General features: G+C 68.7%; 12 protein-coding genes and 1 pseudogene. 10 read left to right on the top strand and 3 right to left on the bottom strand.

Annotation, left to right across the window (positions count from 1 at the left end; genetic code table 11):
• Positions 1 to 614: 614 nt before the first annotated feature.
• Positions 615 to 2,045, top strand: a complete 1,431-nt coding sequence (locus GWK25_RS27230) for a glycoside hydrolase family 43 protein (RefSeq protein WP_215453895.1) — start codon at positions 615 to 617, stop codon at positions 2,043 to 2,045.
• 131 nt (positions 2,046 to 2,176) lie between these two features.
• Here GWK25_RS27230 and GWK25_RS27225 read toward each other — a convergent pair whose 3' ends face one another.
• The gene (locus GWK25_RS27225; protein ID WP_215453894.1) at positions 2,177 to 3,685 is read right to left on the bottom strand and encodes an MFS transporter; all 1,509 of its coding nucleotides are present in this window, start codon (positions 3,683 to 3,685) and stop codon (positions 2,177 to 2,179) included.
• A 734-nt stretch (positions 3,686 to 4,419) separates the two neighbouring features.
• Positions 4,420 to 4,632, bottom strand: a complete 213-nt coding sequence (locus GWK25_RS27220; RefSeq protein ID WP_215453893.1) for a hypothetical protein — start codon at positions 4,630 to 4,632, stop codon at positions 4,420 to 4,422.
• Between the two features lie 82 nt (positions 4,633 to 4,714).
• Between GWK25_RS27220 and GWK25_RS27215 the strand changes: the two genes are divergently transcribed.
• From GWK25_RS27215 to GWK25_RS27180, 8 genes are all read left to right on the top strand, one after another.
• On the top strand, positions 4,715 to 5,248 hold the full coding sequence (locus GWK25_RS27215; RefSeq protein ID WP_215453892.1) for a 2,4'-dihydroxyacetophenone dioxygenase family protein: 534 nt from the start codon (positions 4,715 to 4,717) through the stop codon (positions 5,246 to 5,248).
• A 30-nt stretch (positions 5,249 to 5,278) separates the two neighbouring features.
• Positions 5,279 to 6,631, top strand: a complete 1,353-nt coding sequence (locus GWK25_RS27210) for an MFS transporter (protein ID WP_215453891.1) — start codon at positions 5,279 to 5,281, stop codon at positions 6,629 to 6,631.
• Positions 6,628 to 7,791 (top strand): 2,3-butanediol dehydrogenase, encoded by a 1,164-nt coding sequence (locus tag GWK25_RS27205; RefSeq protein WP_251829059.1) that lies wholly within the window; start codon positions 6,628 to 6,630, stop codon positions 7,789 to 7,791. Before GWK25_RS27210 ends, GWK25_RS27205 begins: the two co-directional genes overlap by 4 nt.
• 283 nt (positions 7,792 to 8,074) lie before the next feature.
• Entirely contained in the window at positions 8,075 to 9,019 is a 945-nt protein-coding gene (locus GWK25_RS27200) for a helix-turn-helix domain-containing protein (protein WP_215453890.1), read from the top strand.
• 114 nt (positions 9,020 to 9,133) lie between these two features.
• A complete protein-coding gene (locus GWK25_RS27195; protein WP_215453888.1) occupies positions 9,134 to 9,724 on the top strand; it encodes a TetR/AcrR family transcriptional regulator in 591 nt (196 codons plus the stop codon).
• A gap of 289 nt (positions 9,725 to 10,013) precedes the next feature.
• Entirely contained in the window at positions 10,014 to 10,985 is a 972-nt protein-coding gene (locus GWK25_RS27190) for an SMP-30/gluconolactonase/LRE family protein (protein ID WP_215453887.1), read from the top strand.
• A 78-nt stretch (positions 10,986 to 11,063) separates the two neighbouring features.
• Complete coding sequence (locus GWK25_RS27185; RefSeq protein WP_215453886.1) at positions 11,064 to 11,894, top strand: SDR family oxidoreductase; 831 nt, start codon at positions 11,064 to 11,066, stop codon at positions 11,892 to 11,894.
• A gap of 405 nt (positions 11,895 to 12,299) precedes the next feature.
• Complete coding sequence (locus GWK25_RS27180; RefSeq protein ID WP_215453885.1) at positions 12,300 to 12,929, top strand: TetR/AcrR family transcriptional regulator; 630 nt, start codon at positions 12,300 to 12,302, stop codon at positions 12,927 to 12,929.
• A gap of 387 nt (positions 12,930 to 13,316) precedes the next feature.
• Here the strand turns inward: GWK25_RS27180 and GWK25_RS27175 are convergent, their stop codons facing one another.
• Complete coding sequence (locus GWK25_RS27175; protein WP_215453884.1) at positions 13,317 to 14,261, bottom strand: LacI family DNA-binding transcriptional regulator; 945 nt, start codon at positions 14,259 to 14,261, stop codon at positions 13,317 to 13,319.
• Between the two features lie 327 nt (positions 14,262 to 14,588).
• Between GWK25_RS27175 and GWK25_RS43830 the strand changes: the two are divergent.
• Positions 14,589 to 14,817, top strand: a pseudogene (locus GWK25_RS43830) (glycoside hydrolase family 6 protein); the annotation flags it as partial.
• Positions 14,818 to 14,866: the final 49 nt, after the last annotated feature.

Below are 14,866 nucleotides of genomic sequence, written 5' to 3'. Positions count from 1 at the left end.
TCGTGTTCTGGAGGCCGAGGAAGAGGGGACGCAGCGACGCCGACGATTTTGAATCGTTTCATTCCTGTGTTTGCAGCGGGAATTCTTTGCCGCTCGGTGAGAAGGTGTCAAGGTCCGTGCGAGGGGAATTCGGCCGTGGCGTGCCGAGGGGTGCCGAGGTGACACAGGGCAGGGCCGGGTTCGCCGTGGTCGGCTGTGTGTCGCTGTTGAGTGCCCGCAACAGGTGGAAACCACTGGCGATCGGCGGCAGCGATGACGGCACCAGGAAGTGCCCCGCATGCTCGCATCCGTGCAACGCAACCATCGCCCCTCAGGGGCCGGACCGCGTGCTGCGTCACCGCGCTTGCCGAGGGTGGCCGCCCCTCGGGCCCCGTGAACCGCAGGTGTCAGAGGTATTGACGCTTCCGTCTTCCTCCCGCTTAACTCTGCCCGACTTTACGAACATTGTTCGAGGATTCGAACTAACCGGTGCTGGCGTTGTGACCCTCCGAAGGCCCCTAGCCCCTGGGGAAAGGCCGCCCGGTAGCCGCGTCCGTCCCCTCGACACCGAGCGATCCATGCCCCCCACTGCCCCCTCACCCGGCGGTGGCATGGCACAACGACGGGAGATGTACATGTCCGCTGTTCTCGCACGGCTGGCGGCGATATTGGTCGCCGCTTGTCTGCTCTTCACCTCCCAAGTCCTGACCACACCTCAGCGGGCGGCCGCCGCCGACCCCGGCTATCTGATGACGCACTTCATCGGGGAGGGGGCGACCGGGCAGCAGATCTACTTCTCGCACAGTGCGGACGGCCTGCACTGGAACGACCTCAACGGCGGGGGAATGACCCTGCGCTCCAACGTCGGCACGCGCGGGGTGCGTGACCCCGCACTGGTCCGCTCCCCGGGCGGTGACAAGTACTGGATCATCGCGACCGACCTGTGCATCGGCTGCGGGCAGACGTGGAGTCAGGCCATCAACGACGGCAGCCGCAACCTCGTGGTGTGGGAGTCCACGGACCTGGTCAACTGGTCGCAGCCGTGGTTGCTCAACGTCGCGGGCGCGATCCCCGACGGGCGCAACGCGTGGGCACCGGAAGCCATTTGGAACCCGGCCACCAACGACTACGTCCTGTACTGGGCGACGAACGTGCCCCTGAACGGCGCGACGAAGCACCGCATCTTCTACGCTCGCACCAGCGACTTCCGCACCGTCACCACCCCGCAGACCTACATCGAGCGTCCCGGCACTCAGGAACTCATCGACACCCAGATCGTCGAGTTGCCGGCCGGTGTGGGCAACTACCGTTACGTGCGTGCCTCCGGCGACGGCCAGATCACGCTCGAGGGCAGCAACTCGATCCTCGGCACCTGGACGAACCTCGGCAACCTCTCCGGCATCGGCCTGACCGGTTCCCAGGTCGAAGGCCCGATGTGGATGAAGTTCCGCGACCGCAACGAGTGGACCCTGTACCTCGACCAGTACGCGAGCGGGCGCGGTTACATGCCGGTCATGACGACCAACCCGTCCAGCCCCGGCACCTACCGGATTCCGGCGTCGGGCAGCTACAGCATGGGCGGAACGAAGAAGCGGCACGGTTCGATCCTGAACCTGACAGCCGCCGAGGAGAGCCGCGTCCTCACACGCTGGTCCAACACCCTCGCCCAGCGGCTCCAGTCGTTCAACTTCCAGGACCGGTACGTGCGGCACGCCAACTTCGACGTGCGCATCGACCAGAACATCACCAGCGAGGACGCCAAGTTCCGGCTCAGGCCCGGCCTGGCGGGCTCCGGCACCGTCTCCTTCGAGTCGGTGAACTTCCCCGGGTACTTCCTGCGGCACTCCAACTACGACTTCCAACTGGTCTACAACGACGGCAGCAGCCAGTTCGCCGCGGACGCCACCTTCCGCCAGGTTGCCGGCCTCGCCGACTCGACCTGGTCGTCGTTCCAGTCGTACAACCACCCCGACCGCTACATCCGCCACTACGCCTACGAACTGCGGCTGGACCCGATCACCACCGCGACAGGACGCAACGACGCCACCTTCCGCGTGACGAGCTGACCCCACCGACAGGGATGCCGGTGCTCTCGGGACCGTCCGCGGGAGTGCGGATCGGGGCAGCCTGCGCCCGTCTCCGATGAGCAGCCGAACCGACCCGGTGCCTCGGGTCGGTTCGGCTCCTGCTCGGGGCGTCACATGTGTACGACGGGGGAGGCGTCGGGGTCGTGCTCCGGTACGCCGCGTCGGTAGAGGATGACGCTGACGACCAGGCCGACGGCGAAGAAGACGGCCGACCACCAGTAGGCGGTGGAGTAGGCCTCCAGGCCCGCATGGGCCTGAACAGCGGGGTCCCTGGGGTCCTTGCCGGTCAGGTAGTCGGTGGCGGCGCTGGTGGCAAGGGTGTTGAGCAGGGCGGTGCCGATCGAGCCGCCGACCTGCAGCATGGCGTTGACGGTGGCGGAGGCGACCCCGGAGTGCTCGGCGTCCACGCCTGTGACGGCGAGGCTCATGCCAGGGGGCATCACCAGGCCCAGGCCGAGACCCACCACGACCAGTGCAGGCAGGATGTCCGTGGCGTAGGAGCTGTGCAGGTCGAGGGCGGTCATCCAGACCATGCCGGTGGCGGCCAGGCCCATGCCGAGCGGGACCACCGGCTTGGGGCCGATGCGGGGGATCAGCACGCTGGTGGCAAGGGCGGAGCTGATCACCAGCGCGCCGGTCATGGGCAGGAAGGCCAGCCCGGTCTCGATGGGCGAGTAGCCGAGGCTCTGCTGCAGGTAGTAGGTGAGGAAGAGGAACACCCCGAACATGCCGGCGCCGCTGATCAGCACGGCCATGAAGGAGGCGCCGCGGTTGCGGTCGAGCAGCACGCGCAGGGGCAGCAGGGGATGGGAAGACCTGGTCTGCCACACGGTGAACGCGGCGAGCAGGACGACTCCGGCGACCAGCCAGCCCCATGTCTGCGGCGAACTCCAGTCATGGCTCTCGGCGTTGGCGAAGCCGTAGACCAGGCTGAACAGGCCGCCACCGACGAGGATGGCGCCGGGGATGTCCAGGCTGGTGGTCTTGTCGCGGTGGGAACGGCGCAGAAGGAGGGCACCTCCGAGGAACGCCGCACCGGCGAAGACGAGGTTGACGTAGAGGGTCCAGCGCCAGTCCAGGTGCTCGGTGAGCACACCGCCGAGCAGCAGGCCGATGGCACCGCCGGCGCCGGCGATGGCGCCGTAGACACCAAAGGCCCTGGCGCGCTCCTTGGGGTCGGTGAACGTCGTGGTCAGCAGCGACATCGCGGCCGGTGCGAGCAAGGCCCCGAACAGGCCCTGACCGACGCGCGCGGCGACCAGCACCTCGAAGCCGTTCGCGGCGCCGCCCAAGGCGGAGGCCCCGGCGAAGCCGACCAGTCCGACCAGGAAGGTGATCTTACGGCCGAACAGGTCGGCTATGCGTCCGCCGAGCAGCAGCAGGCTGCCGAAGGCGAGGGCATAGGCGGTGACGACCCACTGCCGGTCGCCGTCGGAGAAGCCCAGGTCCTTCTGGGCCGAGGGCAGGGCGATGTTCACGATCGTCGAGTCGAGCACCACCATGAGCTGGGCTACGCCGATGACGGTGAGAATCCACCAGCGATGGCGAGGTGGTGCGCCGGAGGACGGGAGCGGGGACACGGTGGCCGCGGCCGGTGTGTCGTAGGACGTTTGCGACATGACGAAGTCTCCAGAAGTGGTCAAGGAGCAGGAACGTGCGGTGATGTGTCGGACGGCTGCTTCGTCGGAGCTCGTCATCAGACCGAACCACAGGGGCGGGACGGACAGACTCACGCCGGTGGAGCATCAGAGGGTCGACCCAGGAAGGGGTCGTCTCCACCTGCTTCAGCAGCGCGGCGACGGCTTGCGGGGGCCGCTCGTCGAGACCTGCCAGCCCTTTCCTCGGACCGGCGTCGAGAGCCAGGTCCCCCGAGCCGGTCGGGACGGTGGGGATGTCCGTCACGAACAACCTCTGACACCTGTCAGATTAGTGGCAATCTGACAGGTGTCAAGTAAGCTCGTTTCTCGTGCACCCGGGGCCGGACTGCGGGCAACCCCGGCATGCGGCCGAGGCAGGTCTGTTCGGGAAGAGCGCGAGGCCGACGAACGACGCCTGTGAGGTGGACGCCGCGGCAGGCTCGAACCAGGGTGTGCGACAGGCGGACTCCGGGATCGACGACGCCGAGCGGCTCCGCCAGATCGTCTTCTACCACGGACTCCTTGCGACGGATGCATCAAGGGGCCGGTGAACTCGACCGGGCCGATCTGCTGCAGCTGGACCCGACGGCCAGGCGTCGGCGGCCGTACCCGCGTCCTGATCCTCGCGACCTCCAACGCGTCGGGCGTGCTGGAACCGGTCGCCAAGTCGAACCACGAAGAGGCGCTGCGCCCCCGTCGGCAGCGGGATGCGCTGGTTACCGCTCGGTCTCCAGGCGTGCGGCCCGGTCCTCCAGTGCCGCGCGGTGGAGGCGGCGGATCCGTAGCGTCAGGCCGATGCCGATGCCGATGCCGATGCCGATGCCGATGCCGATGGCGATGGCGGTGGCCGCCGTTCGCTGTGGTGCAGTCGACGTGGGGCGCTCCGACCGCGGAGAGGTGGTGGGCCCGCGCATGTCCCAAACAGGCAATCCGCCATGTCTCCTATGGGAAAGACCTGGCCACGGCTCTAGGGGTTCACTGTCGGCCACCTCGACGAAAAGGAGCCGCAACATGCCCGAGGAAGCCAGGTCGGAATTCTGGAAGGGCCTCAAGCCGATCACCGACTCGGTGAAGCCCGACGCACAACCGGAGGTCTACCTGTCCCAGGTGGCCACCGACGACGACCGGTACTACGCACCGCTCAGCGAGACCGTCGGCTCGCGCCCGCTGTGGATCAACGTCAAGGACAACTCCTGGGCCGACATCCTCTGCGCCAAGCAAGCCGGGCTCGTCAACCGGCACTACCACCCGCACGAGGTGTTCGCGTACACGATCTCCGGCAAGTGGGGCTACCTGGAGCGGCCCTGGACCGCGACCACCGGTGACTTCGTCTACGAGGCCCCGGGCGAGGGACACACACTGGTGGCCTACGAGAGCGACGAGCCGATGAAGGCGTTCTTCATCGTCAAGGGTCCGTTGATCTGGCTGGACGAGGACGGCGGAACGGTCGGCTACTTCGATGTCCACGACTACATCGAGCTGTGCCGGAACCACTACGAGAAGGTCGGCATCGGTGCCGACTACGTCAACTCACTCTTCCGGTGACCCCGGTCCCATCGCTCGAACGAGGTTCCGATGCCACGTCTCCGTACCCGAGTCCGGCCCGAAGCGGAAGCGCCGCCCGCGGCCGTCGACACCACTGCACGCCGCTATGAGAACCGGCTGCTGCTGATCCTCTTCCTGGCCTTCGGTTTCGTTTTCTTCGACCGCCAGGCGTTGCCGTTCCTGGCCCCGTTCATCAGCAAGGACATTCATCTGTCCAACACCGAGCTGGGCACACTGTCCGGAGTGCTGGCCCTCACGTGGGCACTGTCCGGGCTGGTGGCCGGCCGTCTCTCGGACAAGCTCGGAAGACGCAAACCCATTCTGATCGCCGCGGTGGTCCTGTTCTCCTGCTTCTCCGCGGCGGGCGGGCTGATGACCGGCTTCCTCGGTCTCCTCGTCGCCCGGGCCCTGATGGGTGTGGCGGAGGGAGCCGTGCTGCCGCTGGCCCAGTCACTGATGGTGGAGGCGTCGCGGGAGAGCCGTCGCGGGCTCAACATGGGGCTGCTCCAGGGCTCGTCGGCAGGCCTGATGGGCGGGATCCTCGCCCCGCTGGCGGTGGTGTGGCTGGCCGAGCTCCATGGCTGGCGCACGGCCTTGCTCGTGACGATCGTGCCTGGTCTGCTCATCGCGGTCTGGATCGCCAAGTCGGTCAGGGAGGTCCCGCCCGGCGGCCGGGTCCAGGTCGCCGCCGCCGATGCCGAGGCCGTACCCGAGACGACGGCCGCCCCCAGGCCGTCGGTGCGGGAGGTTCTGCGACACCGCAACATCGTCCTGTGCATGGCGGTCGCGTGCTGCTACCTGACCTGGTTCATCGTCATCGTCACCTTCACCCCCACGTACCTGCTGACCGTCAAGGGCTTCTCCCCGGGCACCATGAGCGGAGTCATGACCTGCCTGGGAGTGGGGTGGGTGCTGTGGGGGTTCCTCACCCCGGCCGTCTCCGACCGCATAGGCCGCAAGCCGACCATGATCGGCTTTTCCGTGACAGCGGCCCTGTGTCCGCTCGCGGTGGTCTACGTCACCGATCCGGTGATGCTGGGCCTGGTCATCGTGCTCACCTACACCGGGCTCGGCTGCTTCACCCTGTTCATGGCCACCATCCCCGCCGAGACGGTGCCCCGTGGCGCGCTGGCCACCGCACTCGGGCTGGTCATGGGAGTCGGTGAGCTGGCCGGTGGCTTCCTCGCCCCGATGATCGCCGGGCGCGCGTCGGACGTCTGGGGCCTGCAGACGGCCATGTTCATCTCGGCCGGCGGCGCCGTCGGCGTCGTCCTGCTCTCCCTCGGCCTGCGGGAGACCGCGCCGCGGGTGTTGCGCCGACGGGCCGAGCGGGCCGCGGTTGCGGTCGGTTCGGGCGCAGCGGTGGCGGGAGCGGCCGAATGAGGGCCGACCCGCGGCGTATGCGGGCCGCTGTCTGGTACGGAGCCAGGGACGTCCGGATAGCAGAGGTGGACGTTCCCGCACCCGGGCACGGTGAGGTGCTCATCAAGGTCTCCTACTGCGGTATCTGCGGCAGTGACCTGCACGAGTACGTCGACGGACCACACGCGATCCCCGTCGCGGAGCCGCATCCGGCTTCCGGCGCCACGGCTCCGCTCGTCCTCGGCCACGAGTTCTGCGGGACGGTGGAGGCCCTCGGACCGTCGGTGACCGGCCTGACGATCGGTGACCGGGTCGCAGTCGAACCGAACTACCGGTGCGGGACGTGCCCACGGTGCCGGGCAGGGGAGTACAACATCTGCCGGCACTTCGGGTTCGCCGGGCTGATGGGGAACGGCGGCATGGCCGAGTACGCGGCCGTCCCCGCCTACATGGCGCACCGCCTCCCCGAGACCGTGTCGCTGGAGCAGGCCGCGCTCTTCGAACCAGCCTCGGTCGCCCTGCACGCCCTACGGCGCGCAGGGGCCCTGCCCGAGACGGTGGCGGTGGTCGGCCTGGGCCCGGTCGGTCTGCTCACCGTCCGGCTCGCCGCGGAACGCAACGTGCGGCGCATCGTCGCCGTCGACGTTTCCCCGACTCGCCTGCACCGCGCCGCCGGGCTCGGCGCCACCGATCTGGTCGACGCCCGCGTGGAGGAAGGCGCCGGGGAGCACATCCGTGAGCTGACCGGGGGTGAGGGCGTCGATGTCGCGTTCGAAGTGGTCGGCTCTGAGAGCGCCCTGCGCACCTGCCTGGCCGCGACTCGGCGCGGCGGCAGGGTCGTCCTCGTCGGTCTGGCCCGGGAGGTGTCCCTGGACACCTTCGCACTGGTCAACAACGAGCAGTCGATCGTCGGCAGTGTCGGGTACCGCGACACCTATCCGGAACTCATCCGGCTGGTCGCCGAGCGAGGGCTGGACCTGACACCGGTCGTCACCTCGACCATCGCCCTCGACGCTCTGGTCCCCCATGGCTTCGAGGCGCTGTCGGACGGTCCGGGAGACCAGGTCAAGATCCTGGTCGACCCCGCCGCACACCGTGACCGCCTCGACCACCTCGTCACCAGCGCGGCGTCAGCCGAGACCGCGACGCATACGACCTCGGACCGCGGGAGGAGGCGCTGAGCCCGGCTCACCGCGATCGTGCAGGCGTCGGCCGGCCGGCGGGCCCCCCGGCTCGGGCGCCGTGCCCCCGCCTGCGCGACCCGTGACGCGGCAGCGCACCGGGGGTACTCTCGCCCGGAGACAGCACCAGGCACCTCCGACGGCCCCTCACGTCAGAGGCGAGGCCCAGCCCGGCGGCCGCATCGACTCCCTGTCGTCACGGCAAAAACAGTCCCGCACCACAGTCATCAGGGATGCACGGGCCGGAAAGGAGATTCAGGTGTACCTGCCTATCGTCTCCCGCGTGTCCACACAGTCGGTCGACCCGGCGGACCGCATCGACTTCTGGGAAGAACACAACCGCCAGGCTCTGGTGGGCTTGACATGCTCGTCGTACTCGCGGGACGGCCTGCTGGCCACGGAGACGAACGTCGAGCTGGGAGACCTGCGGCTGGCCGAGATCGCCGGCAACGAGCACGTCATCGAACGGACCCCACGGACCTGTCGGACCCTGCCGAAGGACTCGATCTTTGTCACGCTGTTGACGGCAGGCGGCGGGGTGTTCTTCCACGAGGACGGTTGCGTCACCCTGCAGACGGGCGACCTGATTCTGTACGACACGAGGCGGCCCTATCTGTTCGGGTTCCCCTCTCCCATGCGCCAGTTGCTGGTGGACATCCCGCGTGAGGTGTTCGCCGCGCAGTGTGCCCCCGGCGAGGTGTCCGCACCGATGCTGCTCGGCCGGGGGTCGGCTGCCGAAGGTGCCCGGGCTTCCGCACTGGAGGCGGTGCTGGCCGACTGGGTCACGGGGCAGGGCGGCGAGGACTCGGTCAGCACGCAGGCCACCGTGCTGGATCTCGTCCGTACGCTGGCCGCACCGAGGCTGGGCGGTTCCGCGTCGCCCGCCATGCTCTCCCAACTGGCGGTGGCCAAGGACTACATAGCCCGGCACCTCACGGACCCCGGGCTGAGCTCGGGGATGGTCGCGGAGGCGATCGGAGTGTCCGCGCGGCACCTCAGCCGTATCTTCCAGCCGACCGGGGTGAGCCCCTCCCGTTACATCCTCGAACAGCGGCTCGGCAAGGCCCGGCAGGTGCTCGCCGAGCCGAGCTCCCGCCATCTGACGATCGCCGAAGTCGCCCATTGCTGGGGCTTCGCCAGCCAGGCCCACTTCACCCGGGTCTTCCGGAGCCGTTTCGGCCGCACTCCCGGAGAATCGCGCCCGCGCTCGTCGCGGGCGCCGAGCTGACGCGAACGCCCTTCACCCTCGGCCGCATGTTGGTCGACCGTCCAAGACACTGCGATAAAGTACGGGCGACTACGCGTCTCGATCACACAGGGGAAACCGGACTGCATGCCTCGCATGGCGGCGAAGGACCGACGGGAAGAGCTGATCGCAGCGGCGTTCCGCGTCATGGTCCGCGACGGAGTGACGAAAGCGACCACGCGCGCGATCGTCAGTGAAGCGAAGATGCCGTTGGGTGTCTTCCATTACTGCTTCAGCTCCAGGGAAGAACTGCTCCAGGAAGTCCTCACCCGCTTCGCCGCCAGGAGTGCCGAAGCGGCGCGCAATGCCATTTCCGAGGGCGGCGACCTCGGCATGAGGATCTCCGAGAGCCTGGAAGCTTTCTGGGGTGGAGTGGAACTCAGTCCGGGAGAGCACCAGGTGACCTATGAGCTCACCCATTACGCCCTGCGGCAGGCCGGCTTCGAGGAGTTGGCTCGTCGGCAGTACCAGAGCTACCTGGAAGTCCACCAGGGGCTCCTCACGGAGGCCGCCGAGGCCCAGGGAATCCGTTGGACTGTTCCTGTACCGGTCCTGGCTCGCTATCTGAACTCGGTGTTGGACGGCCTCATCCTGTGCTGGCTGGTCGACCGCAACAGCGAGGACAGCCGCGAGGTGCTCCGTCTGACCGGCGAGCATCTTCTGACCCTTGCCGAGAAGAAGGAATAGCTGCGGGTTCGGAGTTCTCGGTGGCGGCGCGTTCCGGCCCGCGCCGCGGCCTCAGACATGGCCGATCACCGCTCCGGTGGCCGGATTTCCACTGCGATGCGAGCGCTCGCCGGGGCTCCGCCTGCGTCGAGGGTTCCGATGTGAGCCGCGAAGCTCCCGCCGGAACGTTGACTTCGGTTCACGCAGGATGAGACGGTCGCTCGTACAAGTCAAGCGTCTTGTACGAGCGTCCAACTCCTGGTCGTGGTGAAGAAGAGCCACGTCAGCCGGTCACTGAAGGAGTGGCTGAATGAAAAGGACGGCAGTGGTCGCGTTGAGCGGCCTCGGTGTTCCGGAATCCCTGCGCTGGCACGAAGGAGCTCTGTGGTTCTCCGACCTGGCGCACGGCTCCGTGCATCGCTGGGACGGCAGCGGGGAGCCGGAGACGGTCCTGAAGGTGCCGGGCCGGGCCGGCGGGCTCGGCTGGCTTCCCGACGGCCGTCTGCTCGTCGTGTCCATGGACGGAGGGTGCGTGTACCGGATGGAGGCGGACGGCGAACTGGTCGAGCACGCCGATCTGCGCCACATCGTCGGCGGCCCGGTGAACGACATGCTGGTCGACCCGCAAGGGCGGGCGTACGTCGGAAACTTCGGTTTCGACTACCACGCCTTCACGCGCAAGCACCCGAACTCTCTGCTCTATGCGCCGCCCGGACCCCCGAGAACCCCGGTCGCGTGTCTGGCTCCGGACGGAAGCCTGATCGGTCTGACCGAGCCGCTGCTGTTTCCCAACGGCATGCTCCTCACGGCTGACGGCAAGGCGGTGATGGTGGCCGAGACACTCGCCATGCGACTCATCCGCCTTCCCGTCGACGCCGACGGCACGCTCGCCGGCCCACAGCCCTGGGCCGCGCTGATCTCACCGGTCCTGTGGGGCCTGCTGAACCACCCGGGGCTGCCCGGACGCATCACCCGCAGGATCTCCGCCCTCCTGGACCGTCCCGCCGTAGCGAAGCGTTCCGCGTCACCCGTCGCACCGGACGGCATCGCCTGGGACGCCGACGGCGAGACGATCTGGGTGGCGAACGCCCTGCGTGGCGAATGCGTGCGCGTGGCAGAGGGCGGCCGTGTCCTCGATCGGGTGGCGACGAGCCGGCAGACCCTCAGTTGCCTGGTGGCGGGTCATGACGGCCGCACTCTTTTCGCCGCGACCGTCCCGACGGACGATCCCGTCCGCGCCGCCGCGCTGGGCGGCGGCCGTATCGAGATGGCACGGCTGTGACCCACCCCGTTGCGTGCGGCCGTGACGCCTTCGGTGACGAACGACGCCGAAGCGCCATGAACGAAGGAGTCTGTGGCCATGGGCCGGAGAACTGAGCAGGAGCAGGTCGTCCTCGTGACCGGCGCGGCGGCCGGCATCGGCGCCGCCATCGCGGAACTCGCCGTCGCGTGCGGCCATCGGGTGATGCTGACCGACATCGACGAAGTGGCTGTCGTCAGCCGCGCCCTCAGCCTCGGTGACCGGGCCGCCGCCTGTGTGCTGGACATCCGCAGTTCCGCCGGGTGGGCCAGGGCCTTCGAGGCGGCGGAGGCCGCCTTCGGACGGGTCGACGTACTGGTCAACAACGCGGGCATCACCCACACCGGAGTCGCACGCGACCTCCGGGAGCAGCAGCACCGGGACATCGTCGAGGTGAACCTCCTCGGCACCATCACCGGGGTCTGCACGGCACTGGAGCGGATGACCGCGCAGGGCCACGGTCACATCATCAACGTCTGCAGCATGACCGCGTTCCTGCCGCTGCCCGGATACGCCACCTACTGCGCCTCGAAGTACGGGCTGCGGGCCTTTCACCACAGCGTCGCCATCGAGGAGCGCGACGGGCCGCTGGACTTCACGATCATTCATCCGCCGTCCACCCGGACGAGCATGCTCGAGCAGGAAATGGCCGACCCCTCCAGCGCCATCGCCTTCGCGGAGAAGCCCTACGCACCCGAGCGGATCGCCCGGGCCGTCGTCGACGCCATCGCCGCCAAGCCGGTCGAAGTCGTCTTCCCGCCCCTCGGAGGCCGCGTCCAGCGGATCGCCGGCGTCTTCCCCGGGCTGATGCGCCTCGTCCTGCCCATCGCCGAAGCCAAGGGGCTGCGGCGGCGGGAGCGCCTCATGCCCCGCCCCGGGACCGGCCGATGAGGGACGACGACGCCCTCGGACCGCCAATCCGCTCGCCGATCCGTCCGACGGTCGCCCCGTCCGACCCGAGAAGAGCGTCGTTCCGCCCGGCCGCCGTTGCCACGGCCGCGCTGTGCACTCCCCGGAAAGGGTCTGCGAACGCGTCAACACCCTCCACCTGGTGTCGGGCGACGACGAGTTCACCGCACTGCGCAACCGGCTCGACCCCGACCGACGCTTCACCGACCCGTACTGCGCAAGTGCCGGGGGACTGATCAAGCACCTCGCCCGACCGGCGGTCTTCGTATCGGCTACGGTGTTGCTGTTACGGTGCTGGCGGAGGAGGTCGGACGTTCCGTGGCAGAAGCTGGTTCTGCGCCGACAGGCGCGAGGGCATCGGCACGGCGTTCTCCGGGGCGGCCGCCCGTGCCGTTGGAGCGCATCGTCGCCACCGCACTGCGGATCGTGGAGGAGGAGGGCTCCGACGCTCTCTCGATGCGGACGCTGGCCCAGCGTCTGGGTTCGGGCACGGCGACGCTGTACCGGCACTTCGACAACCGGGCAGCTCTGGTCGCGCATGTCGTGGACCGCATGTTCGGCAGCGTGGAGCTGAACGGTGACGAACTCCTCGCGCTGGGCTGGGAGAGGGCGCTGCGGACGGTCGCGCACACCATGTTCGACGCCTTGGCCCGGCACAGCAACGCGGCCCGCCTGCTGGTCGAGCAGGTACCCCTGGGACCGAACGCCATGGCATTGCGGGAGCGCTGTGTCGCGGTGCTGCTCGACAGTGGTTTCCCACCGCGAGTGGCCGCGTACGCGTACGCGACCGTGGCCCGCTACGTCCTCGGGTTCGCCGTGCAGGTCAACGGGCATGCCGGCGCGGAACAACCCGACGACGCGGCACGGACGGCAGCCGTCTTTCAGAGCGTGGATCCCGACCTGTTCCCGGCCACCGTGACGGTGGCCGGGGTGATGCCGGTTCCGATCGAGGACGAGTTCTCCTTCGGGCTCGAACTTCTTATCGGCGGCCTTGCCCATCTGCGCGACGAGGCCTGACCGAGCGACATGATCGCTAGGACAGGTTCTGGAAACGGACCGCTCCTTCGGGCAGATCCCGCTCCGTGGTCAGCGGCAGCTCCACAGAAGTGAGCATGTCCCGGTGGCGTTCCGCGCGGTTCGCCGTAGCGGCCCACGGGGATCGGAGCGAGGCTCTCGGCGGCGGTCTCCTCGACGGACCTGCCCTCCCGCTCGGCCTTGGCCTGGTCGAGGAACTTGGTCCGCCGGGTGCCGATTCGGCCGGGGACGACCACGTTGCAGGTGACGCCGTCGGCCGCCACTTCCCGGGCCAGCGTCTTGGACCAGCCGAGCTGGCTGCCAGAGCGGCGATGGGAGCGCTCCCGAAACTGTCTCCGGCCCGGGTCGCCCGGCGGACACCGACGCTCCTCAGGCCGAGTCGCGGACCTGCAGCTTTGTACGGAGGATGACATGACGGTAGGCCACCGACGGCTCGTCCATGTCCTCCAGCAGCAGCCGGATCATGGCCCGGCCCATCTCCTCCAGCGGCTGACGCACAGTGGTCAGGGGCGGATCGGTGCGCTGAGCCAGGGGAAAGTCGTCGAACCCGATCACGGCGACATCCTCCGGCACGCGCCGTCCGGCCGCACGCAGTGCTTTCAGAGCCCCCGCCGCCGTGGTGTCCGACGCGGCGAGGACCCCGTCGATCTCCGGGTGCCGTTCGAGCAGTTCTGCCATGGCGCGGCGCCCGCTGTCCTCCGTGAAGTCGCTTTCGGCGACCAAGGACTCCTCGTACCCCGAGCCGGCCAGCGTCAGAGCATCCTGGTAGCCGCGCAGTCGGCACTGGGCGACGTGCATGTCCAGCGGCCCCGTGATGGTGGCGATCGCTCTGCGGCCCCGCGCCAGCAGGTGGGAGACGGCGCTGCGGGCACCGCCCACGTTGTCCGCGTCCACGTAACTGACGTACTCGTCGCTCGAGCGGCGCCCCAGCATCACGGTCGGCAGTCGTGCCTCGGCGAGCATGTCCGGCAGTCGGTCGCCCGCATGCACGGACAACAGCAGAACTCCGTCGACCCGACCGCCGCGCGCGTACTCCAGGAAGCGTTTCCGGTCGGTGTCCGAGCGGACCAGGGTCAGCAGCAGTTGCATCCCGGTGTCCGCCAGCGCGTCCCCGAGCGAGCGGACGATCTCCGAGAAGAACGGCTCGGCGAACACGCGCCAGTCGGGCTCCGTCAGCACGAGCGCGACGGCATCGGTCGGCTGTCCGGCCAGTGAGCGCGCCGCCAGATTGGGAACGTATCCCAGCTCTTTGATGGCTTGTCGGACGGCTTCGCGCGTCGACTCCTTCACACCGGCCGCGTTGTTGATGTACATCGCCGAGTCCGGGCGGTTCCGACCAGGCCGTTCCGAGCGAGGCGCCGACTCGGTTCCGGCGCATGAGCCTGACAGCGATCGACCTTTTCGAGATCGGTCCTCGCTCGGGCTCCGAGACCTCCTGCCCGAAGACCGCTCGTGTCCGCTGGTGAGAAAGACGGCACCCGCCCCTCCGGCACGAGGGCCTGGTGGGCGGGTTCCGGGTGGACAGATGCGTCCTGAATACGTCACTCGGTCGTGCAGGAAGTGCCGTTCAGGCTGACGCGGCCGGCTTGGCGAAGCTGCCGCTGTAGGAGCCTGGAAGCCGAAGGAGACCTGGCCCCCTGCGAACGACCCACCGCGGCACCGGCCGTCGGCATCGACGCCTACGTGTGGGTGAAGCCGCCGGGGGGAGTCCGACGGCTCCAGCGCCGCCGTCCCCAACGACGAGGGCAAGGGCTTCGACCGCATGTGCGTCCCGACCTACGGCGGCAACCCCCGCAACGGCGACAACCCCCCGGGGTCACTGCCGAACGCGCCGGTGGCCGGGCACTGGTTCTCCGCCCAGTTCCGGCAGTGCGGCCTCTTCGAGGTTTCCCGAAGGTGGTGTGGCAATACGGAACGCC

The organism is Streptomyces sp. ATCC 21386 (genome assembly GCF_018728545.1).
Classification (GTDB): domain Bacteria; phylum Actinomycetota; class Actinomycetes; order Streptomycetales; family Streptomycetaceae; genus Streptomyces.
Note: the sequence above shows the minus strand (reverse complement) of the source record. Positions and strands in the feature narration are given on the sequence as shown.

Excerpts from the sequence above, each read along its gene's own strand:
- GWK25_RS27230 (WP_215453895.1), top strand. The coding sequence starts at position 615 with ATGTCCGCTGTTCTCGCACGGCTGGCGGCGATATTGGTCGCCGCTTGT.
- GWK25_RS27225 (WP_215453894.1), bottom strand. The coding sequence starts at position 3,685 with ATGTCGCAAACGTCCTACGACACACCGGCCGCGGCCACCGTGTCCCCG.
- GWK25_RS27215 (WP_215453892.1), top strand. The coding sequence starts at position 4,715 with ATGCCCGAGGAAGCCAGGTCGGAATTCTGGAAGGGCCTCAAGCCGATC.
- GWK25_RS27210 (WP_215453891.1), top strand. The coding sequence starts at position 5,279 with ATGCCACGTCTCCGTACCCGAGTCCGGCCCGAAGCGGAAGCGCCGCCC.
- GWK25_RS27205 (WP_251829059.1), top strand. The coding sequence starts at position 6,628 with ATGAGGGCCGACCCGCGGCGTATGCGGGCCGCTGTCTGGTACGGAGCC.
- GWK25_RS27195 (WP_215453888.1), top strand. The coding sequence starts at position 9,134 with ATGGCGGCGAAGGACCGACGGGAAGAGCTGATCGCAGCGGCGTTCCGC.
- GWK25_RS27190 (WP_215453887.1), top strand. The coding sequence starts at position 10,014 with ATGAAAAGGACGGCAGTGGTCGCGTTGAGCGGCCTCGGTGTTCCGGAA.
- GWK25_RS27185 (WP_215453886.1), top strand. The coding sequence starts at position 11,064 with ATGGGCCGGAGAACTGAGCAGGAGCAGGTCGTCCTCGTGACCGGCGCG.
- GWK25_RS27175 (WP_215453884.1), bottom strand. The coding sequence starts at position 14,261 with ATGTACATCAACAACGCGGCCGGTGTGAAGGAGTCGACGCGCGAAGCC.